Below are 23,211 nucleotides of genomic sequence, written 5' to 3' on the forward strand. Positions count from 1 at the left end.
AAATTATGAGTTTTAGAAATAGGATTCTATTTCGATGGTTGCCGTGGGCCTGCCTCATTGTTGTGATTCCCTCGGCCCTTTGGCGAATCGCCATGCTGTGCGGTGTAAGCACTGGATTTGCTGAGACGAACCTATATCGGGGCAGCCTTGGCGGCACCGTCTATGTGCTCACCCTTGAAGTGGTGCAGCTTGCTGCCGCATCCGCCTGCGTGTACCTCGCGTATGCCAATACCATTCGCTACGGTCGGCTGCCACTCATCATTGGAGGGATAGGTAACCTGCTGTTGTACTACATAATGGGATATTTCGTGATTATTCTGATCCGCTATTCCCAAGGCGCCGACGTATGGACCCCCATGCGCGGCATGGACGCCACCCAACGCCTGTGGCTTTACATTGCCTACGTTCCCTTCCTGACATGGCCGCTGGTTCTCACCGGGGCGCTATTTGGCTACCAGGAGCGTCGAAAAGCGCAAAAGCATGAAATAATGACCATGTGAAGAAACAGATTGCAAATGTGCTCGCCAACCGTTACGCCTCCGCCGAGTTAGTCGATCTTTGGAGCGCCGAAACCAAAATCATTTTAGAGCGGCAACTATGGATCGCCGTGCTCAAGGCGCAGCGCGATCTGGGCGTTGATGTGCCCGCCGAGGCCATCGCCGCATACGAAAACGTGATCGACAAGGTGGATCTGGAGTCTATCGCCAATCGGGAGAAAATCACCCGCCACGACGTCAAGGCCCGCATCGAGGAATTCAACGCGCTGGCCGGCTACGAGCAGGTGCACAAGGGGATGACCTCCCGCGACCTCACCGAAAACGTGGAACAGCTTCAGGTGTACCGATCCCTAGAGCTCATCCGCACTAAAGCTATCACCGTCGTGTTGCGGATCGCCGAGCGCGCCGCCGAATACGACACTCTGGTCATGGCTGGGCGCTCCCATAACGTGGCGGCCCAGGCTACCACCTTAGGCAAGCGGTTCGCCTCCGCCGCCGAGGAACTCCTGGTGGCCATCGAACGCATCGAAAATCTGATCGAACGCTACCCGCTGCGGGGCATCAAGGGTCCCATGGGTACCGCCCAGGACATGCTCGACCTCATGGGCGGGGACGAGACCAAACTTGCCGAACTGGAATCCCGCATCGCCACCCATCTCGGCTTCGCCCGGGTCTTTGACTCCGTGGGCCAGGTATATCCCCGCTCCCTCGACTTCGACGCCCTTTCCACCCTGGTGCAGCTCGGGGCCGGGCCGTCGTCGCTCGCCCATACCATTCGGCTCATGGCCGGCAACGAGACCGTCACCGAGGGTTTCAAGGAAGGGCAGGTGGGGTCGTCCGCCATGCCGCACAAAATGAATGCCCGCAGCTGCGAGCGCGTGGGTGGGCTGCAGGTGATCCTGCGCGGCTACCTCACCATGGCCGCCGACCTGTCCGGCCAGCAGTGGAACGAAGGCGACGTATTCTGCTCCGTCATCCGCCGGGTGGCTCTGCCCGATGCCTTCTTTGCCCTTGATGGCATGTTTGAAACCTTCCTCACGGTGCTGGCGGAATTCGGGGCGTTCCCCGCCATGATCGACCGGGAGCTGGAACGCTACCTGCCGTTTTTGGCCACCACTCGTATCCTCATGGCGGCGGTGCGGGCCGGCGTGGGTCGGGAAACCGCCCACGAGGTCATCAAGGAAAACGCCGTGGCAGTGGCCCTGAACATGCGGGAAAACGGTGGCGAACAAGACCTCATTGACCGCCTGGCCGCCGACGACCGCCTGCCGCTGACCAAACAGCAGCTTGACGACGCCCTGGCCGACCGGCATGCCTTCATCGGTGCTGCGGAGTCGCAAACCCATCGGGTGATCGACCGGGTGCGCGCATTGGTTGCGCAATACCCACAAGCCGCTGATTACGTTCCTGGCGAAATCCTCTAGATTTGCCATAGGCACACTTGGGGGTAATCTTCCTGAGAGGAATATTTAGGTGCTACTCGGTGTTTCCCGCCACATTTGGCGGCATCCCCAGGAAACTGGGGGTAATCCTAAGATTTGGGAAGAAAAACGGCAGAAACTATTCCTCGTTTTACAGCTCACGTTTCCTTAAGGTATGTGAGCTATCTAGCAGCGAACACGTTTGGCTACCGCTGGGAAACGGATAGGTCTACACTCATTCCTTATGCGTCCTGAACTTTCCCAGTACAATCACGTCTCCGCAGGAAAAGTGCGTGAGATTTACGAGATTGACGATGACACGTTGCTGATGGTGGTCTCCGACCGCATTTCGGCATATGACCACATTCTGGACCCCGAAATTCCGGACAAAGGGCGGGTGCTCACCGCCATGAGCATGTACTTCTTTGATCACATTGATTTTCCGAACCATCTTGCCGGTGATATCGACGATATGCGCATCCCCGAAGAGGTGCTGGGGCGGGCAATCGTGTGTAAGAAACTCAAAATGCTGCCCTTTGAATGTGTGGTACGTGGCTATCTTACCGGCTCCGGTTATAAGGAATACCTAGCTACCGGCAGCGTGTGTGGCATCCCCCTCCCCGAGGGGTTGGTCGAGTCGTCGAAGTTGCCCGAACCGATCTTCACGCCCGCGACCAAGGCCGACCTTGGTGACCATGACGAGAATGTTACCTTCGAACAAGTCGTCGAGAAGCTAGGTGAGCGTCGTGCCACCGAACTGCGTGATGCCAGCATCAATATTTATAAGCAGGCGGCAGAACTCGCCGAGGCCAAAGGGATCATCCTGGCCGACACTAAATTCGAATTTGGGGTCGATCGTGACGGCACACTCGTGCTTGCCGACGAGGTACTCACGCCGGATTCCTCCAGGTACTGGCCACTCGAAGGCTACGAACCCGGCAAGGTGCAGCCCAGCTTCGATAAACAATACGTCCGCAACTGGCTTACCAGTTCTAAATGCGATTGGCAGGTAGATTCCAATGCCACCCCGCCACCGCTCCCCGGATCCGTGGTCGAAGCCACCCGGGAACGCTACGTGGAGGCATTCGAACGTATTACCGGGGAAAAGTTTTCGCGGTGGATTGGTTGCTGCGTATAGGAATCCCGTAACCATGTACCATCGGATTCCATGACGTTCACCGAACCAATCGCCCCGGTACACCCCGTTACCCGCACCCACCACAATATTAGTTTTATTGATAATTATGAATGGTTGCGGGATAAGGAATCCGCCGAAACCACCGCCTATTTAGAGGCCGAAAACGCCTACACCGCGCAGGAAACCGCTCAGCTGAAAACCCTGGAGGATAATATTTTCCAGGAAATCAAATCCCGCGTGAAGGAAACCGACATGTCGGTGCCTACCCGCCTGGGCCGCTACTGGTACTACGGACGCATGGAGGAGGGGAAATCATACGGTATTTCCGCCCGCGTGCCCGTTATTGAGGATTGGGTGCCGCCGGTGGTGTCCGAAACCGGTTCCCTGCCCGACGAGGAAATCTTGCTCGACGCCAACCAATTGGCCGAAGGCCACGACTTTTTCTCCCTGGGCGCCTCCACCGTAGATGATACCGGTCGCTACCTGGCCTATTCCACCGACACCGAGGGGAATGAACGCTTCACCCTCTACATTAAGGACCTAGAGACCGGGGAACTCCTCGACGATGTGATCGACAATGTATTCTACGGTGTCACCTGGGCGGGTACCGATTATCTTTTCTACACCCGCGTCGACGACGCCTGGCGGTCTGACTCCGTGTGGCGTCACAAGGTCGGCACCCCCGCGTCCGAAGACGTTCGGGTGTTCCACGAGGAAGACGAACGCTTCAACGTGGGGGTTGGCTCCAGCCGTAGCAAGCGCTTCCTCATTATCGAATCCAGCTCCAAAGTCACCTCCGAATCCTGGGTGCTGGAACTCGACAACCCCACCGGGGAATTCCGGGTTATTCGCCCCCGCGAACATAATGTCGAATACTCTGTCTCCCACGCAGTCCTGTCGGGCAAGGACGCCTGGCTGATCGTCCACAACGCCCACGGTCCCAATTTTGAACTCGGCTGGATGTGGACCACCGATACCCTGGGCAGCTTCGACGACCTTCGGGTGCTGGTGCCACACCGCGATACCGTCCGCATCGAAGGCGTCGACGCCTACGAACACCAACTCGTGATCGGCTACCGTCGGGAAGCCATCAGCCGCGCCGGCGTAATGAAGCTGGACCAGGGAAACCTCACCGAATTCGTCGAACTTGAGTTCCCCGAAGAGCTCTACACCATTGAAGTTATGGGCAACCCCGAATGGGACGCCCCCGTGCTGCGCCTGGCCTACTCCTCCTACGTCACCCCCACCCGCATCTACGACTACACCGTCGCCACCGGCGAACTGCGGCTACTCAAGGAACAAGAAGTCTTGGGCGGCTATAACCCGGACGACTATGTGGCCAGCCGCGTGTGGGTCACCGCAAGCGATGGGGTAGACATTCCCGTCTCCCTGGTGCATCGCCGTGACGTGGACCTTTCCCACCCCAATCCCACCATCCTCTACGGCTACGGTTCCTACGAAATCTCCCTCGACCCGGGATTCTCGGTTGCCAGCCTCTCCCTCATGGACCGGGGCATGATCTTCGCGTTCGCCCACGTCCGGGGCGGCGGTGAGCTCGGCCGCCACTGGTACGACAACGGCAAAATGCTGCACAAACGCAACACCTTCACCGACTTCATCGCCGTTGCCGATTACCTGCTCGACCACAACCTCACCACCCGGGATACCCTCGTGGCCCTGGGCGGCTCCGCGGGTGGCCTCCTCATGGGTGCCGTCGCAAACCTGGGCGGCGACCGGTTCAAGGCCATCGAAGCCAACGTTCCTTTCGTCGACCCGCTCACCTCCATGCTCATGCCCGAGCTGCCGCTCACCGTCCCCGAATGGGAGGAATGGGGTAACCCCCTGGCCGACAAAGACGTCTACGACTATATGGCCGGCTATGCCCCCTACGAAAACATTGAGGCAAAAACCTACCCCAATATTCTCGCCCTGACCAGCATCAACGACACCCGGGTGCTCTATGTAGAGCCGGCGAAATGGATCGCCCAACTCCGGGCCACCGCCACCGGTGGCAAATTCCTGCTCAAAACCGAAATGGCCGCCGGCCACGGGGGCGTGTCTGGCCGCTACGAAAGCTGGCGGCAAACCGCCTTCGAATACGCCTGGCTCATCAATCAAGCAACCGGAAAGGTCGAATAAATGAGCGACTTCTATGATATTTCTGTCACCCTCGCCGACGGCACCACAACCACCATGGGCGGTTGGGCCGGACATGTGTTGCTGATTGCTAACCCGGCGTCGACAAGCGCCCACGCCGATATCCTCGCCGAACTGTTTACCGACTACGCCCCCCGCGGTTTCTTTGCCCTCGGCACTTATGACGCTAACGACGCCGGTGGCGCGGACACCCCGTTCCCCTATCTCACCCACGCCGAAGAATTATTCGAATACCTGGGCGAGGGCGACACCTTCGTCGTCGACACCAGCGGCAGTGTGATCGGCCGATTCGATGCTGCCGTCGAACCCGACGAGCTGGAGATCACCGACCTCATCGAAAGCAACTTGCCTATTTAACGCCAGATCACACCGCACAATTTAGGTCGCGCATAGCACATACGGGTAAGCTGTTGGCTTGGATAACCCAACCCACATGTGAGGAGCTTCAAACGTGGCCCGTGTTGTAGTCAATGTGATGCCTAAAGCGGAGATTTTGGATCCCCAAGGGCAAGCCGTGGTTCGAGCCCTAGGACGCATCGGCGTCGAAGGCGTCGCCGATGTTCGCCAGGGGAAACGCTTCGAAATCGAAGTATCCGACGAGGTAACCCGCGAACAAGTCGAAAAAATGGCCGAAGTGCTCCTGGCCAACACTGTCATCGAAGACTTCGACGTGATTTTCGAGGCATAGGGGCATAATGAGCGCAAAAATCGGAGTAATCACATTCCCCGGCACGCTTGATGATGTCGACGCCGCCCGCGCCGCCCGTCTCGCCGGAGCCGAAGTCGTAAGCCTGTGGCACGCCGACGCCGACCTGAAAAACGTCGACGCGGTAGTTGTCCCAGGCGGTTTTTCTTATGGCGACTACCTGCGCAGCGGCGCTATTTCCGCCCTGGCACCCGTCATGCAATCCGTCATCGACGCCGCCGGCCGGGGCATGCCTGTTCTCGGCATTTGCAATGGCTTCCAAATCCTCACCGAAGCCCACCTTTTGCCCGGCGCGCTCACTCGCAACCAGGGCCTGCATTTTCACTGCACCGACGCCTACCTGACGGTGGAGAACAACACTACCGCCTGGACCAACACCCTGGAGGTGGGCCAGAAGATCCTGATCCCTTCGAAACACGGTGAGGGCCGTTTCCAGGCGGCACCGGAAACTGTGCGTGAGCTAGAGGCCGAGGGCCGGGTGGTGTTCCGCTACACCGATAACTACAACGGTTCCGTGAATGCGATTGCCGGCATTACGAATGAGACCGGTCGGGTGGTTGGGCTCATGCCGCACCCGGAGCACGCTGTGGAACTGCTCACCGGGCCCTCCCTGGATGGCCTGCAACTCTTCCTCTCTGCCGTCGGCAGCATCGCCGCCTAGCCTCTTGGCCCGATGGCCCAACCCGGCAGACCGATCCGCAGGCCCGGCTTGGCCTATCGTGTGACCCGTTCTGAGGCTTCGCGGGTTCCAGGCCTCGCTGGTCCGGCTCGCCCCAGATCCTTCTAGTCCGTCCCGGCTCGCGCCAGGCTCTTGGCCTTGATGGGTCGATAAAAAATTTCAGCCGCATAGTTTAGCCGCATGAGAATGCGTGAGAAAGGCATAACCCAAGCAATGACTACCTTCAACGACACTGTGGCGGCGGCCCAGGCCAACCCGGACCTGGAGCAGCCTTACGCCTCCTTAGGGCTCAAGGACGATGAATACGCCCGCATTAAGGAGATCCTTGGTCGTCGTCCCACCGATGCGGAATTGGCCATGTATTCCGTCATGTGGTCCGAGCATTGTTCGTATAAATCTTCGAAAGTGCACCTGCGGTATTTCGGGGAAACTATGACCGAGGAAATGAGCGAGAAAATCCTGGCCGGCATTGGGGAGAACGCCGGCGTGGTGGACATTGGTGGGGGTAATGCGGTCACGTTCCGGGTGGAGTCCCATAACCACCCCTCCTATGTGGAGCCGCACCAGGGTGCTGCCACTGGTGTGGGCGGTATTGTGCGCGACATCATGGCCATGGGGGCTCGGCCCATTGCGGTGATGGACCAGCTGCGGTTCGGCCCCGCGGACGCGCCGGACACATCCCGGGTGCTGCCGGGGGTGGTTGATGGTATTTCGCATTACGGTAACTGCCTGGGCCTGCCGAATATTGGTGGCGAAACCGTGTTCGACGAATCCTATGCGGGTAACCCACTGGTGAATGCGCTGTGCGTGGGCACGCTCAAGGTGGATGATTTGAAGCTGGCGTTCGCCTCCGGCTTGGGCAATAAGGTGATGCTTTTCGGCTCCCGCACCGGGCTTGACGGCATTGGTGGGGTGTCGGTGCTGGCCTCGGACACGTTTGAGGAGGGGGCGGAGCGGAAACTGCCGGCGGTGCAGGTGGGGGACCCGTTTGCAGAAAAGGTGCTCATTGAGTGCTGCCTGGATTTGTACCGCGCCGGGGTGGTCGTGGGTATTCAGGATTTAGGGGGTGCCGGGTTGGCGTGTGCCACATCGGAGTTGGCCGCCGCCGGCGATGGGGGCATGGAGATTGATTTGGATGCGGTGCCGTTGCGGGCGGAGAATATGCTGGCTGCGGAGATTTTGTCGTCCGAGTCGCAGGAGCGCATGTGTGCGATTGTGCGGCCGGAGGATGTGGCGCGGTTCCGGGAGATTTGTGCGCATTGGGATGTGACGTGCGCGGAGATCGGTGAGGTGACCGATGGTGAGCATTTGTTGATTCGGCATCGGGGTGAGCTGGTGGTGGATGCGCCGGCGCACACGATTGCCCATGAGGGTCCGGTGTATGAGCGGCCGTGGGCGCGTCCGGAGTGGCAGGATGAGGTGCAGCAGTTCCAGGGGGTGGAGAAGCCGACGGATCCTGAAGCCGTGAAGGCGGCGTTGTTGGCGATGGTGGGCTCGCCGGCGCTGTGTTCGCGGGCGTTTATTACGGACCAGTATGACCGTTATGTTCGGGGGAATACGGTGCAGGCGCAGCATGCGAATGCCGGGGTGTTGCGTATTGATGAGCAGACGCATCGGGGGGTGGCGGTGTCGGCGGATGCGTCGGGCCGATACACGAAGCTGGATCCGAATATGGGTGCGAGGTTAGCGTTGGCTGAGGCGTACCGGAATGTGGCGGTGACGGGTGCTCGCCCGGTGGCGGTGACGAACTGTCTGAATTTTGGTTCCCCGGAGGATCCGGCGGTGATGTGGCAGTTCCGTGATGCGGTTCATGGCTTGGCGGATGGCGCGAAGGAGCTGGTCATCCCGGTTTCTGGCGGTAATGTTTCGTTCTATAACCAGACGGGTTCGGAGGCGATTTTGCCGACACCGGTGGTGGGCGTGTTGGGGGTTATTGATGACGTGCGGGAGAGTGTGCGCAATAAGTTGGGCACGGTTTCTGGCACGGAGGAGCTGTATTTGCTCGGCCAAACGTTCGACGAGTTTGGTGGGTCGATTTGGCAGCAGGTGTCTGGCGCCGGTTTGAGCGGGCTGCCGCCGCGGGTGGATTTGGCCAATGAGGAGAAGCTCATGGAGTTTTTCCAGCAGCCTGGTGTGGTGTCGGCGGCGCATGATGTGTCCGAGGGGGGTGTGGCGCAGGCGATCGCGGAGCTGGCGATTTACTCGAACAAGGGTGTGAGCCTTGATGTTTCGGGGGTACATGATGACGTGTTCACGGCATTATTCTCCGAGTCGGCGTCGCGGGTGGTTGTTGCTGCTACGGATGGCGCTGCTGTGGTGCGGCGGGCGCAGGAGCTTGGTATTCCGGTGGTGAAGATTGGGGAAACTATTGACGAGCCGGTGGTGCGTGTCGAAGGCCAGTTCGAGGTGCCGGTTGCGGAGTTGACCCGGGCGTGGACGGAGACGCTGCCGCGACTGTTCAGCCATGCCGTGGGGGCGAACTCGGTGGTTTAGGCTTGTCGACGCAAGAAAAAAGGCCGCTGAACGCGGTCTTTTTTCTTGGTTAGCGCCTAGGCGGCTTGGGTGAGCATTTTGTCGAGGACGTCTTGCTCGCCCCGGTACCAGCGGCGAATTTTCAGTTCTTTGGGGCCGTCGAGGATGAGATCGAATCCCACATCGTTGGGGTTGACCTTTTCGTCGTCGATGGCGCAATAGGCGGCCCATTCTAGATTGGCAAGGGCGTCTCTGAGCCAATTGCTTATGAGCTCGTGGGAACTGATAAGAATGTGTTCATTGAGGGCGGCCGCCTGGTCGATGGCTACTTGGCGGGCGAATTTAGCGGGGTTAATGGCGAGCCGGAAGGGGAGGCAGTGGACGCCTTCGTATTTATGGGCGTAGAAACCTTCTTCGCTTTCTAATTGGGTTTGGTAAAACACCACCCAATCGTCGATAAGCATGGGGGTTGGTACCTGGAACCCGCAGAATTCGGACAGCACCTGTGTGAAGGTACTCACGAGGGCAGAATGTGCTTTGGTGAAATGAATGAGTGTCATTTTGTTGCGCTCCTTGAATAAGTGGTGCGGCTATTTTTGGGATATCGGCACCAAGTTTAATGTGATTTGTGGGGTGCCTATGGTGGGGATCTTAGTCGGGGTGGGGGTGGGGGTGTGGTTATTACGGTGGGAATAAGGTCTTCATTGCCCACTACGGTTTTAAACCGGGAAAATCCTAAAAAAATGGCTCTGAGAGGCCATTAAGGTAAATCTTGGATGAAAATAAGAGGGTGACCGGGGCTGGTTGTATTGCGTTGGACAAAGTGGTAGTTTTCCAGCAGTAATATTGCTTAAGTAAAGTTATGTGACTATCGTGGTTGTTGTGTTTACTGTGTCGCATGATCGTCGTGGGACAAGATTGGAGGTAGGAGCCCATGTTCTTAAATTTTTCCCAAACCCACCCGCGTCGGCGTGTCGCATCCCGGCAACCCCGCACAATAACACCATTGCCCCTCCGAAGTCTCACGTTAGCGAGAAAATATGGCTGAAATCACTACCGCAATTAAGGGGTAACCAGCCTAACCACCACCAAATTTGCAATGATGCGTATTGTGGAACCTAGGTTACGGGACAGCCACGAACACCAAACACCAAAAACTTGATACAAGCTTGGCAGCGCATTTCTTTGGGGAAGGAGAAGTGCGCTGTCATTTCCTTTCCCACCCAGTTGCCCTCAACCCGGCAGGATAACGTCGACAAGCACGACGACACATGCGCAGGCTTGGGGGGACGTGCTAAAAACAAACCTTATGGCCCCCACACCCGACCCACACGAACTCCGCGACGCCCTTCAAACCGTCCACCCCTGGCTTATCGACGCCTCTCAGGCGACCCCACCCCGGCCCGCCATCGCCCACGCTGTCCGCCTCAGCGTCACCTACCTGAGCCACCTTGCCCCCGGACACGCCGTCGAGGTACGCGTTCCACCATTTGCCGCCACCCAATGTATTGCCGGCCCTCGACACACCCGAGGCACCCCACCCAACGTGGTCGAAACCGACCCCGCCACCTGGCTCCGGCTCGTGACCGGACTCGACACCATCACCGACAATCCGGCCGTCACCAGTTCCGGCACTCGCGCCGGAGAAGTCGCGGACTGGTTGCCGCTGGTCCGCTTGTGACGTTATAAAGAATCACTCGTGATGGTCTAGCATTGTGGTCGTGACACACAACGAGGCACAAAATAATCAGTCCTTATTAGATGATCTGGGGGAACAACCGCCCCGCGAAGAATGTGGCGTATTCGGTGTGTGGGCACCGGGGGAAGAAGTGTCGAAGTTAACATACTTCGGCCTTTTTGCATTACAGCACCGGGGACAGGAGGCTGCTGGCATTGCCGTCGGCGATGGACAGCAGGTCGTGGTGTACAAGGATTTGGGCCTGGTCTCGCAGATCTTTGATGAGCAAACCCTCGACTCGCTTCGCGGTGACGTGGCCATTGGGCATACCCGCTATTCCACAGCCGGCGGTGTCACCTGGGAGAACTCTCAACCCATGTTTCGGGTGGCCCCCAATGGCACCGATGTGGCCTTGGCGCATAACGGAAACCTGGTGAATTACCTGGAGCTCTTGGATGAGGCCGACGAGAAACAGTTGGTGCATAAGCAGAATCATCCCTCCGACTCCGACGTGATGACCGCCCTGCTTTCCCACCAGATCGGTGACGGTCATGGGCTGTTGTCGGCCATGCGGGACCTGCTGCCGCGTGTCAAGGGCGCGTTCTGCCTCACTATCACGGACGGCCATACCCTGTTTGCCGCCCGCGACCCGGAGGGGGTGCGGCCGCTGTGCCTGGGCCGGTTAGATAAGGGGTGGGTGGTTGCCTCCGAAACCTGTGCGCTGGACATTGTGGGGGCATCCTTCGTGCGGGAGGTCGAGCCCGGGGAAATGATTTCCATTGATGAAGCTGGTATCCGTTCGGAGCATTTCGCTGCCACTCGCCGGAAAGGCTGTGTGTTCGAATACGTGTATTTGGCCCGCCCGGACTCCACCATTCGGGGCCGTAACGTGAACGAGTCCCGCCTGGAGATCGGCCGCCGCCTGGCGCGGGAATACCCGGCCGACGGGGACCTGGTGATTCCTGTGCCGGAGTCGGGGGTGCCTGCCGCGGTTGGCTATGCCCAGGCGTCCGGGATCCCCTTCGGCCAGGGGCTGGTGAAAAACTCCTATGTGGGGCGCACGTTTATTCAACCCTCAGACACGCTTCGCCAGTTGGGTATCCGGCTGAAACTTAACCCGCTGCGGGAGGTGTTGCAGGGGAAACGCCTGGTGGTGGTGGATGATTCCATTGTGCGTGGTAACACCCAGCGGGCGCTGATCCGCATGCTGCGGGAGGCCGGCGCGGCGGCGGTGCATGTGCGCATCGCATCACCGCCAGTGAAATGGCCCTGCTTCTACGGCATTGACTTTGCCAGCCCGGGTGAGTTGATCGCCAACGCCGTGACCAGCGATAATGAGGCGGAAATGGTGCAGAGTGTGTGCACCGCTATTGGGGCGGATTCGCTGGGGTTTGTGTCGACGCAGTCAATGGTGGAGGCCACGAAGCAGTCGCGGGAAGAGCTGTGTTGCGCCTGTTTCGACGGGGTATATCCGCTGGGTCTTCCGGCGGGGAATCCCAATGCGGAGTTGGTGTCGGCATTGCAGCGGGGTTCCTGCGGTAGCATTGATTAGCTGCCGAAATATTGCCCACTTTGATCGAAGGAAAAGGATAATAATGACCGATTCTGCACAGTCGGATGCCACTGTCTCCTACGCGGCCGCGGGGGTGGACATCGAGGCGGGGGACCGGGCCGTGGAATTATTTGCCCCACTGGCCAAGAAGGCCACCCGGCCTGAGGTTCGGGGCGGTTTGGGCGGATTCGCCGGGCTGTTTGCCCTGGGTAACTACCGTCAGCCGTTGTTGGCCGCCGGCTCCGATGGGGTGGGTACGAAATTGGCGGTCGCCCAGGCTATGGGCAAGCATGACACCATCGGCATCGACCTGGTGGCCATGTGCGTGGATGACTTGGTGGTGTGCGGGGCGGAGCCGCTGTTTTTACAGGACTATATTGCCATCGGCAAGGTGGTGCCCGAGCATGTGGCCGATATCGTGTCCGGCATTGCCGAGGGCTGCGTGCAGGCCGGGTGCGCCCTCCTGGGTGGGGAGACCGCGGAGCATCCGGGGGTCATGGAGCCGGGGGAGTACGATGTGTCCGCTACCGCCGTGGGCGTGGTGGAAGCCGATGAGCTGCTGGGCCCGGATCGGGTGCGGAAAGACGACGTGGTGATCGCCATGGCCTCCTCCGGCTTGCATTCGAACGGGTATTCGTTAGCGCGGTATGTACTACTGGAAAAGGCCGGGTTGCTTCTCGACGCCTATGTGGAGGACTTGGACCGCACCCTGGGGGAGGAGCTTTTGGAGCCCACCCGCATTTACGCCAAGGACTGCTTGGCGTTGGCCGACGAGTGCGAGGTGCACACCTTCTGCCATGTCACGGGTGGGGGCCTGGCCGGCAACTTGGCCCGGGTCATCCCGACTGGGCTGGTGGCGGAGCTGTCCCGCGGCACGTGGGTGCCGGGGCCGATTTTCCGCCTGATCCAAAACGTGGGCAAGGTGCCGCAGGCTGAGATGGAGAAAACCTTCAACATGGGGGTGGGCATGGTGGCAGTGGTGGCCCCAGAGGATCGGGATCGGGCCTTGGCCATGCTTACCGCCCGGCACATTGATGCGTGGGAGTTGGGGACCATTCGAGATGCCGATGATCTTCAGGCTCCCGGTGCGGTGGTGCTTACCGGCGACCACCCGGGCTATTAACCAGTAGTTTTGCCGGGTGAGGGCGGGCGTGGCGTGCGTCGGCCTAACCCGTGTGCCCCTGCCGGCATGAAAAACCACCGACGGACACACTTCTCCTCGGAAAAGTGCCCCATCGGTGGTTTTTACCAGCGCTGATAGCGACTATGACTTGGATTCTTGTTCCTTGATCCAGTCGGCGTATTGGGAGTATGCGTCTGCGTACTCGTCGTACTCGTCATCCTGGTGGGATTCGGCTTCGGCGCGTTTCGGGGCTGCTTTGCCCGCAAGTTCGCGCTGGAGTGAGTCGAGATCCATGGTTGGAGTGTTGTACTTCAGCTGGCGTGCAACCTTGGTCTGCTTTGCCTTCGCGCGACCGCGTCCCATGGTTATGACCCCCTTGGTACTAAGCGGAGCATCCCTAGGGAATGAAAATGCTCCGTGGGCTTTCAAATCATCACAGTATGTTTTCCTGTATGACACAATAGCCTGAATTACATAATTTTGCCGCAACGAGCTGTTGACCTTGAGAAATATCCGGCAAAATCCCAGCACCGGCCCAAAACCGGTCCCCCTTTTATGAGGTGGCGCAAGTGGGGCCGGAATTATGCGGTGTGGTTATGAATAGCGCGATTATTGCTGAGTTTCGCTCCCACGCAGTCGGTTAATTGCGACCCGGCCGGCTTGGGATTGTTCTTCCGCCGGAATGAAATCCGGGTCCACAAGGATTGCGGATTCCCCGGCCATCAGCGCCTGCGACGTGAGGGCGGCGCGTTTGAGGAGCGCCAGCGCGATGGGCCCGAATTCGTGGTCATGGATGACGGTTCCAATGCGCCCCACCGTCCGTTGCCGGCCTGTTGCTGGTCCCATCACGATGGGGGTGCCGGGGGTGGGCAGGGTGGGGGCGGAGCCATCGAGGTGCACGAGCGTCAGTAGCCGGGGTGGCCGCCCCAGGTTTTCCACCCGCGCCACGGTTTCCTGCCCGCGATAGCAGCCCTTGTCCAGGTGGACGGCGGCAATGCGCTCACCCCGGTTAATGAGCGCCGGCACCTCGTGCGGTATCGACTTGTCATCAAGGTCAAGGCTGCGTTCCGGCAGGCCCGCCCGCACCCGTTCGGCGGTGTACGCCATGAGTCCCATCGGTTCGATTCCCTGTTCGATTATTCGCTTTGCGACGTCGACAAGCGCACCCCGGGGCACAAACACGTCGTGCCGCACCCAGGCGCCAAACGGCAGCTGGCGGGAAAACTCGCCGCCCACATCTGGCACCTCGGCGCCAATGATGCTCAAGATCCCCAGATCCGTGACGGTGATCTCCACCTGCGACCAAAACACCATTGCGCGCAAATAATCCACCAACGATTCCGCATCCACCGCGGAGATGTCCAGGTAAAACGCATCCTTTACCTTGGTCACATCCAGGTAGTGCAGGATCCGCCCCTGACCATCCAAGTTCAGGGCACTGGCGCTGAACCCGTCGGGAACATCGTCGAGTTTTTGGGAAAGCAAATTATGCAGAAACGTGGCGGCATCCGGGCCTGACACCCGAATGACCGTGCGATGCGAACGGTCCACCAGCGCGCCCGTGGCACAATGCCGTTGTTCGGTGAGCGGATTTCCATAATGCCAAGCCACCCCCATATGGGTGGGGTGTTGGTCGGTGTCGCCGGGTGGGGTCGCCCCCGGCACTGTTTCCAGTAACGGTGAAGAAGAATTATTGGTCACAGACTCGATCGTAGTGCCTCACGCACGGCATAATCAGACCTATGAGTTCCTCTGGTAAGCGAAAAATGTCCCCCATCATTTTCGCCGTGGAACCGTTCGGCGGTTCCGTCCGTGACCATAATCCCAACCTTCCCCTCGTTTTCTGGGACGATGCCGCTGTTACCCGTGGCGATGGTGTGTTCGAAACCCTCCTTCTCCGGGATGGGCGCATCTGTAACCTCGACCGGCATGTATCCCGATTCCTCGCATCCGCGAAACTCCTCGACCTACCCGAACCCAATATCGACGGCTGGCTGAAAGCCACCATCATGGCCGCCGAAAAATGGCGCAGCCACACCACCGACGACGCCTCCTGCGTGTGGATGTACACCCGCGGCCGGGAAACCACCGGCATCCCCAGCGCCTGGCTCACCATCCGCCCCCTATCGCCCACAGCACTGCACCAACGTGCCCATGGCGTGGCCGTCATGACCAGCCCCCGCGGCTATCACATCGACCCCCCGGAAACCACCGAAGCCGTCCCCTGGCTTGTTGTTGGCGCGAAAACCCTCAACTATGCCGCCAACATGGCGGCGCTCCGCTGGGCCCGCGCCCACGGCTTCGACGATGTGATCTACACCAACGGCGACATCGTACTAGAAGGTGCCACCTCCACCGTCATCACTGTGCGCGGCAAAAAAATCCGCACCCCCACTGCTGGCGGCGATATCCTCCCCGGTACCACCCAGGCCGCCCTATTCGAATATGCGACCGAACAAAAATGGCGGTGTAAAGAAAAACAGCTCGTCCTCGACGACCTGTTTCGGGCCGACAGCGTGTGGCTCGTGAGCTCGGTGCGCATCGCCGCCCGCGTCACTCGCATCAACGACCAAGAACTCCCAGCCCCCGCCAACGAGGCAGAGATCCGGGAGCTCATCGAGGCCGCATTAACCAGTAACCTAACCAATCACCCGTGATAATTCGGCAGACATGCGTGGGTGGTATTCCCCATCCACCATGCGCTCATCCACCCACCCCAGGTTATTATTCGGCATCAGGCCAAACAGGCGTTTGCCCGCACCCAAATTCTTTGGTCCGGTTGTGGTCACCAACGTTGATGCCGACGTGATTTCCCACGCCCGTTCCTTGATCGGATTCCCATAGAAAATCTCCACCACGCCTGTTGAATGCGCCACCACTACTTCGATCTCGTCCTTGCCGGTGATTCGCCAGAAACCAGTCTCCCGGTGGTCGAGGCCTACCTGATTCCCCTCGTCGTCAAGCTTCCACACCCGAGACGAATATGTCAGATAATTCTCGCCATCATGGGCGAAAATAATCTGTTGCCCAAACTGGGTGGGTTTCGCATCCGCATCCGTGTGATCCAACGCCTGGCCGGTGCCCCGCCACACCCCCACGAGCGGCAACAACGCTAATAACCCATCATGCAAACTGGGGCCCTCCCGCAGGTTTGCCGTGTCGTCAGGAATCGGTAAATCCCCCAACCCGGGAATATTCCGATGCGCCGTTTCTTTCCACTGCTCAGCAGCTAAGTTCACCGCATCACTACCCCCCAACGAAATCTTTGGAGCGTCAGTCGGCTCCTCATGGGGTTCATTATTTACCATGTCATCACTCATAACCTTTAACCCTAGCAGCATGGCACACTATGGTTGTGTAGGTGCGACTGCTGCTAATTTCCAACCCGAACTCCACCACTCAAACCCCGGAGCTCTTCCGCCACATCATCCCCACCCTCCGGGGCGTGACCGGACTTCACCTCACCACCTACTTCACCCACCACCCTGGCCACGCCACCGAATTATGTCACAATATCACCAACGCGGATTACGACGTGGTGGTTGCTATCGGCGGTGACGGCACCGTTAACGAAGTCATCAATGGACTCTTGGGGCCAGCACCCACTCCCCGCACCAACATCCCCACCCTTGCGGTCATCCCCACCGGTTCCGCCAATGTTTTTGTCCGCGCCCTCGGCTTCCCACCCGAACCCATCCACGCCACCGAAGCACTCGCCCACACCCTCGAACATAACCTCAAACGCACTATAGACCTCGGCATTTGGCAAGACCACTGGTTTGCCGTGAACGCCGGCTTCGGTATCGACGCCGACGTCATTGCCACCATGGACCGGGCCCGCCGCCGCGGCTTTGCCGCCACACCCCTGCGCTATATTCGCGTCACCTACCGGGCGTGGCGCCGCGCCCGCAAATACCCACCCACCATCAACGTGCGGGGCAAAGACCGAAACGGCGCCACCAAAACCGCCCGCAACCTGCCCTTCTGTATCATAAGCAACACCAACCCCTGGACCTTCCTTGGGCCCCTCCCCGTCATCACCAACCCCCGCAACTCTTTCGACGTCGGCCTTGGTGTTTTCGGAATTAATAGCGTCGCCGGCCTCGCCGGCATCCTCGCAGTCCTCCAAATGCTTGGTGCAAACATGATCACCCCCATCGCCCAATGGTTGGAAAAACGCACTTTCGTATTCGACGACGCCATGGAAGTCACCTTGGATTGCGCCACCCGGCAACGCTTCCAAGTCGACGGCGAATACGCGGGCGAGCACCAATCGGCCACCCTCACCGTCCTCCCCGACGCCATCGAGGTCTACGCCCCCAAAGAGAAAATCCCCACCAAACCCCTCTCCTGGATAAAACTCGGACTCAGCTTCTTCGACATTCGCCTATAACCAACGCTACATCGGCTCACACCACATCGGCTATGACGACTAATCATCCGAAACAGGTGCCAAATCATCCATGCTCACCACCACATTCCGCTGCTGCGACTCAAAATACACCGTCCCTCCAGCCGCTGACACATAGCTCGCCTGCTTCGACAATGGCAACGTTGTGGTATCTAATTCCCACCGAAATGCCCGAAAAATATCATCATCCGACAACTTGTCATTCTGAGTGTCATCCAACTTGCTGCGATCTGTCACCGTTATCGGCGACAACAAAAACATTTTCCCCTTTAACCGCAGTTCCGCAACCACTGTCACCGGCCCAGTAAATCCCGGCGGCGTCCCCGTCAACTTCACTTCTGACGCCGCACTCCCCGCCGGCGAAATATCATACGGATTCGAAATATCCAGATCGGTAATCCCCATTGGGCGACCCAAAGACACCGCATCAAAATTCACCCCCCGGGTAATCAACGCCGCCTTCGCCCCCGCAACATCACCGGCCAATAGCCGATCCGCAGACACCTCCACATCAGTAATCGTGGTATGCGTCCGCAACAACCCAAACGGCTTCACCTTCACATCCGTCACACTCACATACATTGACGGCACCACACCCGTAATAAAATTCGACACAAACGGCAACCCCCCAAAATACGCCTCCGGCGCAAACCCCAAATGCGAATGCTCCGCCACCCGCTGCGACAATAACCGCTCACTCCGTGCCGCTATCGCCGTATCAACCACCCACATCGCCACCAACACGCCCACCAACACAGCCGTGAGCACCACAACCGTGTGCCGTCGAAGTTTCATCACCCCTCAATAGTGCCACACTCGCTACGCTTGAAAAGCATGGAACTCACCGTCACACGCGAACTTCACCCCGACCAACTCCCCGCTATCCACGCCGTCCTCGACGCAGCCACCAGGCACGATGGGATCGCGCCACTCTCCGAACAATTCCTCCGCGGACTCACCAACCCCCAACACCACCATTTCCTGCTTTACGACGACACGACCATCGTGGGAATCGCCGCCTACGATGGCGAAACCGCCGAACTCGCAGTCACCCCCACCGCCCGCCGCCACGGCGGCGCCACCCTCCTTATCGACCTCATGGGCCATAAACCCCTTTGGGCCCACGGCAACCTCCAACCCGCCCAACACTTCGCCCGCCATCTCGGCTATACCCCCAGCCGGGAACTCCTTGTCATGGCCATCGACGGTGATCCCCTCACCGCCGCCACCGCCTACCAGTTTCCCGACGGTGTAGAACTTCTCGATCTCCCCACCGCCTACGACCGCTACGGTAGTGAAACTGTCGACCAACTCTGGCTGGAAGCCAATAACCAAGCCTTCTCCTGGCACCCCGAACAAGGCGGCTGGGACTTGGATCGCCTCAACCAGGCCCGCGATACCGACTGGTATCGCCCAGACGACGTGCTCACTTTGTGGGAAAACAGCAAACTCTTAGGTTTCCATTGGGTGAAACGCCACGGCGATCTGCGCGCCGGGGCCAAGGGGGAAGTATATGTGGTGGGTCTGGGTGATGCCGGCCGGGGCCGAGGATTGGGTGGCCCTTTGGTAAACGCCGGAATAAATCGCCTGGTAGCCGAGGGGGCAAGTCTAGTGTTCCTCTACGTGGAGGCGGATAACAAGCCCGCCCTACGGGCCTACCAGGATGTGGGTTTTGTTGTTGTTGAACATCATGTTTTGTACACACGGAGCTGAGATGGACTTAAATCGGGGGTACTTCAGACCAGCCATTATTTAAGTAAATTTAAGCTTATATGTGCAGTTAGGACGCCTCTAATCTTACTGATAGGGGGTAAAGTCGCTGCGCACAGCGTTATGTCGCTACTAATGCTGGCGCCCCTGTCTGATAATCTTCTTATTTAACGATGTGAGCAAGCTTCGTTTTGCCGTGTCTTTTCTTTATTTTCGTTAAAGGAGAGATGGGTTACTCGTAAGCGAGACAAATGTTAAGAAGATAAGGAGAATGCAGTGGGTAAAACCGTAAGTTTTAAAATTTACGCGTTTATAGCCTCCGTGCTGCTGGTATTGACCGCGGGAATGATGAACGTCCCTACGGCTCATGCTGATGAAGAGAAGACGGTCGATATTGACAACATCACTATCGACCAGACCACCCCGCTGAAGCAGTGGGATTCATTTGGTGTTCAGTGGGACTGGAGCGCCAAGAATGGCGTGAAGGCTGGCCAGAAGTTCACCATTCAATTCCCCAAGGAAATTGCCGTCAAGGGCACCTTCGGCATTAAGCTGGTGGATGGTGCCGTTGAGGGTGGTGACTGTGTTGTAGACGGTGGCAATAACCAAGTTGTCTGTACCTTCAATGACAAATTCGAAGGCAAAGACAATGTGCACGGCATGGTGAAGGTCCAGGCTCAGGCCATTAAAACCACCGATAACAGCAACGAGCCCACCCTACCGTTCGAAGTGAACAGTAAGGTTGTCAACGTTACCCTGCCCGGGCCGCATGGCGGCATTGGTCCCGCTGACGTGAAGACTCCCGACAAGACCAACAAGGATGGTTGGTTTACCTCCAAGGACGGTTCCAAGATTGAGTGGCGTATCGTCATGCTGGGTAAGGACCTGGCCAATATATCCGGCGATGTGGTCATTAACGACTCGATCAGTCTTAAGAATGGTGCGGTGGGTCACAAGTTCATCGCCGATGGCCTGCTCGCCGTGGAATACACGTCCGACCCGGCACAGCTCGCCGAGCCGTCGGCCAAGGGTGAGAAGTTGCAGGTCACCCAGGATATTGCGGCCGATGGCCTGAGCCAAAAGCTCACGCTGAAGAAGCCAGCTGGTGGTTGGCAGGCCGACCGGTTCTATAACGTGTACTACCAGTCGCAGTCTGCCGATGGCAAGGAATCGGCCGTGGACACCACCGTGGGCAATCATGCCAAGATCGAAGGCCTTCCCGCTCAAAACCTGGTTCAGAATGTTACCCGCAAGCAGTTCGGTAGCGGCACCATCACCGGTGTTAACCGTGGCACCTTCGAAGTGAAGAAGGTTCACGACCCGGCAACCCAGCCCGCCGAGCTGCAAAATGGCACGAAGTTCACCGTCAACGTCGACATCCAGTCGCCGCAGGCCTCGTTCAACAAGAACTACGACATTCAGGTTCCACTGAACGGTGACATCGTCAAGGGTGACGTGTCGCTGCCCAAGGACACCAAGGTGACCCTGACGGAGAAGCTGCCCACCAACGATGCCAAGTTCACCTATGGTGACCCGAAGTTCGCCGCCACCACCGCCAGCGATGGCAACGTGGAAATCAAGGACAACGGTAAGACCGCCGTCATCACCATCAGCGACCAGCGCAACGTGGGCGTGACCCTGACCAATAAGGTCACCGCTAAGCCGCAGGTTGGTACCGTGAAGCTGGCCAAAAAGCTGGTGTGGAAGAACAGCGGCAACGCCTTCACCGAGGCTAATGCCACCGCGCAAAACTTCAAGGTGAACTATGTGTGCACCAAGGACGGCAAGGACGTGAAGTCCGGTGAAGTGACCCTCAAGGGTGACGGCACCGAGGCCGCTATCGCCGACGTTCCGTTGGGTGCCGCCTGCTCCTTCACCGAGGTGGCCCCGGCCGCACTGCCCGGCTTCAACTGGGAAGGCAACCTCTTCCAGACCGCTTCCGGTGAAGTTTCCAAGGACAAGCCGTTGGTTGTGGCCGTCACCAACCCGCTGGTGACCCTGACCAACAAGTACGCCACCGCTGTGGGCACCTTCAAGGTCGTCAAGACACTGAAAGCCACTGGCATCACTGTGCCGAGCACCAAGAAGTTCTCCTTCAACTACACCTGCACCAAGGACGGTGCGGCTCTCGCCGAGCACACCAACAAGAAGCTGGAAGTGACCGGCGCTGGTGAGGTCGTGTCCCCGAACATCCCGGTTGGCGCATCTTGTACCGTGACCGAGGATCGGGAATCCGCCAAGATTGACGGCGCTACCCTGACCGTTGTTGAGGGCGCTGCCGTGACCATCACCGCAGGCACGGTTCCGTCCGTGACCATCGCCAACACCTACGTCAAGGATGAAGGCGACTTCACCATCACCAAGCGGCTGGTTGACCCCGATGGGGTTGCTGGCGGTAAGACCTTCGACTTCGCTTACGTGTGCACCGCCGCCGGCAAGCAAGACATCAAGGGCGAACTGAAGGGCATTCCGGCTGGCGGGTCGAAGACCAGCGAAAAGATTCCGGCCGGCTACTCCTGTAAGATCACCGAAACCGGTGCGAGCGTTGCCAATGCCGATCTGAAGACCACTGGCCTTGACGATGTGACCATCGTCAAGAACAGCACTCAGACCGTTGAGGCAACCAACACGTACTCCCAGTGGAAGGGCGTCGTCAAGCTCAGCAAGTCGCTGACCGGTACCGGTAAGGAACTCGCCAAGAACAAGGAATTCCAGGTTGGCTACAAGTGCGTCAAGGCCGACAAGACGACCAAGGAAGGCAAGCTGACCGTGAAGGCCGGCACCCCGGTCGAGGTCAAGGACGTTCCGGTTGGTTCCGTATGTACCTTCACCGAAGACAAGGCACAGGCAACTGTGGAGGGCGCAAGCCTGAACGAGCTTGACTCCACCACCGTGGCAACCGCAACCGTGGCCGACAAGGACGCAACCGTTGCTGCAAACCTGGTGAACTCCTACCACGAGTTGGGCGCGGTAGCTGTCACCAAGGCCGTGCAGGGTACCGCCGCTGGTTCCTCGGATTCCAAGAAGGAATACACCATTGTCGCCGAATGGCAGCACAACGGTAAGACCGAAACCAAGGAATTCAAGGTCAAGGCTGGCGAAACCTACACCGATCTGCCGAAGCTGCCGGTGGGCACCCAGATCACCCTGAAGGAAAAGCTGCCTGAGGGCAATGTGTTCAGCACCTGGCAAACCCCTGGCTACACCTCTGACACCAAGGATGCCGTGAAGGACAACGGTGACGGTACCGCAATCGTGACCGTGCAGGCTGGCACCGGCGCCAAGGCCACCCTGGTCAAGGTGACCAACACCACGAACATTCCGTGGTACTGGTTGCTGGTTCCGCTGATCCCGCTGGCTGGCGCAGCTATCCCGGGCGCTCCGGCACCGCAGGGCGGCAAACCGCAGGGTAACGCCCCGCAGACCCCGGGTGCACAGGCTCAGGCTCCTTCGGGCGCACAGAAGCCTGGTGCCAACCCGGCCCAGAACGTGCAGTCCCAGCAGCCCAATGGCCAAAAGCAGCAGGTCCAAGGCCAGAAAGCCCAGAATAAGGGTCTCGCTAACACCGGTGCTTCGGTACTGTGGGTTATCGCGGGTGCGCTTATTCTCGCAGTGGTTGGTGCGGTATTGGTTCTTCGCAGCCGGCGCCGTAACAACGACTAATAAG

Annotated in this window: 20 protein-coding genes; 15 read left to right on the top strand and 5 right to left on the bottom strand. The window is 58.9% G+C overall.

Going from position 1 to position 23,211, the window contains the following annotated elements:
• Positions 1–5: 5 nt before the first annotated feature.
• The 8 genes from HBA49_RS01565 to purL all read left to right on the top strand — a co-directional run bounded on the left by HBA49_RS01565 (position 6) and on the right by purL (position 9,091).
• The gene (locus HBA49_RS01565) at positions 6–500 is read left to right on the top strand and encodes a hypothetical protein (protein WP_146743665.1); all 495 of its coding nucleotides are present in this window, start codon (positions 6–8) and stop codon (positions 498–500) included.
• Complete coding sequence (purB, locus tag HBA49_RS01570; protein ID WP_005525339.1) at positions 497–1,921, top strand: adenylosuccinate lyase; 1,425 nt, start codon at positions 497–499, stop codon at positions 1,919–1,921. The genes HBA49_RS01565 and purB overlap by 4 nt, the downstream gene beginning before the upstream one ends.
• A 241-nt stretch (positions 1,922–2,162) precedes the next feature.
• A complete protein-coding gene (locus HBA49_RS01575; RefSeq protein ID WP_040431734.1) occupies positions 2,163–3,056 on the top strand; it encodes a phosphoribosylaminoimidazolesuccinocarboxamide synthase in 894 nt (297 codons plus the stop codon).
• 30 nt (positions 3,057–3,086) lie between these two features.
• Positions 3,087–5,195, top strand: a complete 2,109-nt coding sequence (locus HBA49_RS01580) for a S9 family peptidase (RefSeq protein WP_005525270.1) — start codon at positions 3,087–3,089, stop codon at positions 5,193–5,195.
• Positions 5,196–5,570: a hypothetical protein gene (locus tag HBA49_RS01585; RefSeq protein ID WP_005522209.1), complete on the top strand. Its 375-nt coding sequence runs from the start codon at positions 5,196–5,198 to the stop codon at positions 5,568–5,570.
• A gap of 94 nt (positions 5,571–5,664) precedes the next feature.
• A complete protein-coding gene (gene purS, locus HBA49_RS01590; protein ID WP_005524796.1) occupies positions 5,665–5,901 on the top strand; it encodes a phosphoribosylformylglycinamidine synthase subunit PurS in 237 nt (78 codons plus the stop codon).
• A 7-nt stretch (positions 5,902–5,908) separates the two neighbouring features.
• Complete coding sequence (gene purQ, locus HBA49_RS01595) at positions 5,909–6,580, top strand: phosphoribosylformylglycinamidine synthase subunit PurQ (RefSeq protein WP_005522211.1); 672 nt, start codon at positions 5,909–5,911, stop codon at positions 6,578–6,580.
• Between the two features lie 231 nt (positions 6,581–6,811).
• A complete protein-coding gene (purL, locus tag HBA49_RS01600; RefSeq protein WP_005525487.1) occupies positions 6,812–9,091 on the top strand; it encodes a phosphoribosylformylglycinamidine synthase subunit PurL in 2,280 nt (759 codons plus the stop codon).
• Positions 9,092–9,147: 56 nt separating this feature from the next.
• Here purL and HBA49_RS01605 read toward each other — a convergent pair whose 3' ends face one another.
• Positions 9,148–9,630, bottom strand: coding sequence for a hypothetical protein (locus HBA49_RS01605; RefSeq protein WP_005525141.1), 483 nt, complete (start codon positions 9,628–9,630; stop codon positions 9,148–9,150).
• Between the two features lie 749 nt (positions 9,631–10,379).
• Between HBA49_RS01605 and HBA49_RS01610 the strand changes: the two genes are divergently transcribed.
• Genes HBA49_RS01610 through purM form a run of 3 tightly spaced genes read left to right on the top strand, consistent with a single transcriptional unit; the run spans position 10,380 to position 13,423 of the window.
• Entirely contained in the window at positions 10,380–10,751 is a 372-nt protein-coding gene (locus HBA49_RS01610; RefSeq protein ID WP_005525348.1) for a sterol carrier family protein, read from the top strand.
• Positions 10,752–10,785: 34 nt separating this feature from the next.
• Complete coding sequence (gene purF / locus HBA49_RS01615) at positions 10,786–12,300, top strand: amidophosphoribosyltransferase (RefSeq protein WP_050773687.1); 1,515 nt, start codon at positions 10,786–10,788, stop codon at positions 12,298–12,300.
• Between the two features lie 43 nt (positions 12,301–12,343).
• Positions 12,344–13,423, top strand: coding sequence for a phosphoribosylformylglycinamidine cyclo-ligase (gene purM, locus HBA49_RS01620; protein WP_005522220.1), 1,080 nt, complete (start codon positions 12,344–12,346; stop codon positions 13,421–13,423).
• Positions 13,424–13,564: 141 nt separating this feature from the next.
• On the opposite strand, the gene HBA49_RS01625 is transcribed toward purM, so the two are convergent.
• Complete coding sequence (locus HBA49_RS01625; protein ID WP_034995954.1) at positions 13,565–13,786, bottom strand: DUF3073 domain-containing protein; 222 nt, start codon at positions 13,784–13,786, stop codon at positions 13,565–13,567.
• Positions 13,787–14,032: 246 nt separating this feature from the next.
• Complete coding sequence (gene ygfZ / locus HBA49_RS01630) at positions 14,033–15,124, bottom strand: CAF17-like 4Fe-4S cluster assembly/insertion protein YgfZ (protein WP_005524988.1); 1,092 nt, start codon at positions 15,122–15,124, stop codon at positions 14,033–14,035.
• Positions 15,125–15,165: 41 nt separating this feature from the next.
• Here ygfZ and HBA49_RS01635 point away from each other — a divergent pair, with 41 nt between their 5' ends.
• Positions 15,166–16,080 (top strand): aminodeoxychorismate lyase, encoded by a 915-nt coding sequence (locus tag HBA49_RS01635; RefSeq protein ID WP_370443786.1) that lies wholly within the window; start codon positions 15,166–15,168, stop codon positions 16,078–16,080.
• Here HBA49_RS01635 and HBA49_RS01640 read toward each other — a convergent pair.
• Entirely contained in the window at positions 16,063–16,743 is a 681-nt protein-coding gene (locus tag HBA49_RS01640) for a heme-binding beta-barrel domain-containing protein (protein WP_005525451.1), read from the bottom strand. The genes HBA49_RS01635 and HBA49_RS01640 overlap by 18 nt on opposite strands.
• A gap of 41 nt (positions 16,744–16,784) precedes the next feature.
• Here HBA49_RS01640 and HBA49_RS01645 point away from each other — a divergent pair, with 41 nt between their 5' ends.
• A complete protein-coding gene (locus HBA49_RS01645) occupies positions 16,785–17,816 on the top strand; it encodes a diacylglycerol/lipid kinase family protein (protein WP_005525495.1) in 1,032 nt (343 codons plus the stop codon).
• Positions 17,817–17,855: 39 nt separating this feature from the next.
• Here HBA49_RS01645 and HBA49_RS01650 read toward each other — a convergent pair whose 3' ends face one another.
• A complete protein-coding gene (locus HBA49_RS01650; protein WP_040431736.1) occupies positions 17,856–18,629 on the bottom strand; it encodes an LmeA family phospholipid-binding protein in 774 nt (257 codons plus the stop codon).
• Positions 18,630–18,668: 39 nt separating this feature from the next.
• On the opposite strand from HBA49_RS01650, the gene mshD reads away from it, so the two are divergent.
• Both mshD and HBA49_RS01660 read left to right on the top strand, forming a co-directional pair.
• Positions 18,669–19,547: a mycothiol synthase gene (gene mshD / locus HBA49_RS01655; RefSeq protein ID WP_005524893.1), complete on the top strand. Its 879-nt coding sequence runs from the start codon at positions 18,669–18,671 to the stop codon at positions 19,545–19,547.
• A gap of 273 nt (positions 19,548–19,820) precedes the next feature.
• On the top strand, positions 19,821–23,207 hold the full coding sequence (locus tag HBA49_RS01660; protein ID WP_005524811.1) for a DUF5979 domain-containing protein: 3,387 nt from the start codon (positions 19,821–19,823) through the stop codon (positions 23,205–23,207).
• Positions 23,208–23,211: the final 4 nt, after the last annotated feature.

It is taken from the genome of Corynebacterium matruchotii (assembly GCF_011612265.2).
Taxonomy (GTDB): Bacteria; Actinomycetota; Actinomycetes; order Mycobacteriales; family Mycobacteriaceae; genus Corynebacterium; species Corynebacterium matruchotii.

Bases quoted from the DNA above. Each gene is read 5' to 3' on its own strand.
- HBA49_RS01565 (WP_146743665.1), top strand. From the start codon at position 6: ATGAGTTTTAGAAATAGGATTCTATTTCGATGGTTGCCGTGGGCCTGC.
- HBA49_RS01575 (WP_040431734.1), top strand. From the start codon at position 2,163: ATGCGTCCTGAACTTTCCCAGTACAATCACGTCTCCGCAGGAAAAGTG.
- HBA49_RS01580 (WP_005525270.1), top strand. From the start codon at position 3,087: ATGACGTTCACCGAACCAATCGCCCCGGTACACCCCGTTACCCGCACC.
- HBA49_RS01585 (WP_005522209.1), top strand. From the start codon at position 5,196: ATGAGCGACTTCTATGATATTTCTGTCACCCTCGCCGACGGCACCACA.
- purQ (WP_005522211.1), top strand. From the start codon at position 5,909: ATGAGCGCAAAAATCGGAGTAATCACATTCCCCGGCACGCTTGATGAT.
- purL (WP_005525487.1), top strand. From the start codon at position 6,812: ATGACTACCTTCAACGACACTGTGGCGGCGGCCCAGGCCAACCCGGAC.
- HBA49_RS01605 (WP_005525141.1), bottom strand. From the start codon at position 9,630: ATGACACTCATTCATTTCACCAAAGCACATTCTGCCCTCGTGAGTACC.
- HBA49_RS01610 (WP_005525348.1), top strand. From the start codon at position 10,380: ATGGCCCCCACACCCGACCCACACGAACTCCGCGACGCCCTTCAAACC.
- purM (WP_005522220.1), top strand. From the start codon at position 12,344: ATGACCGATTCTGCACAGTCGGATGCCACTGTCTCCTACGCGGCCGCG.
- HBA49_RS01625 (WP_034995954.1), bottom strand. From the start codon at position 13,786: ATGGGACGCGGTCGCGCGAAGGCAAAGCAGACCAAGGTTGCACGCCAG.
- HBA49_RS01635 (WP_370443786.1), top strand. From the start codon at position 15,166: ATGAGTTCCTCTGGTAAGCGAAAAATGTCCCCCATCATTTTCGCCGTG.
- HBA49_RS01640 (WP_005525451.1), bottom strand. From the start codon at position 16,743: ATGAGTGATGACATGGTAAATAATGAACCCCATGAGGAGCCGACTGAC.
- HBA49_RS01650 (WP_040431736.1), bottom strand. From the start codon at position 18,629: ATGAAACTTCGACGGCACACGGTTGTGGTGCTCACGGCTGTGTTGGTG.
- mshD (WP_005524893.1), top strand. From the start codon at position 18,669: ATGGAACTCACCGTCACACGCGAACTTCACCCCGACCAACTCCCCGCT.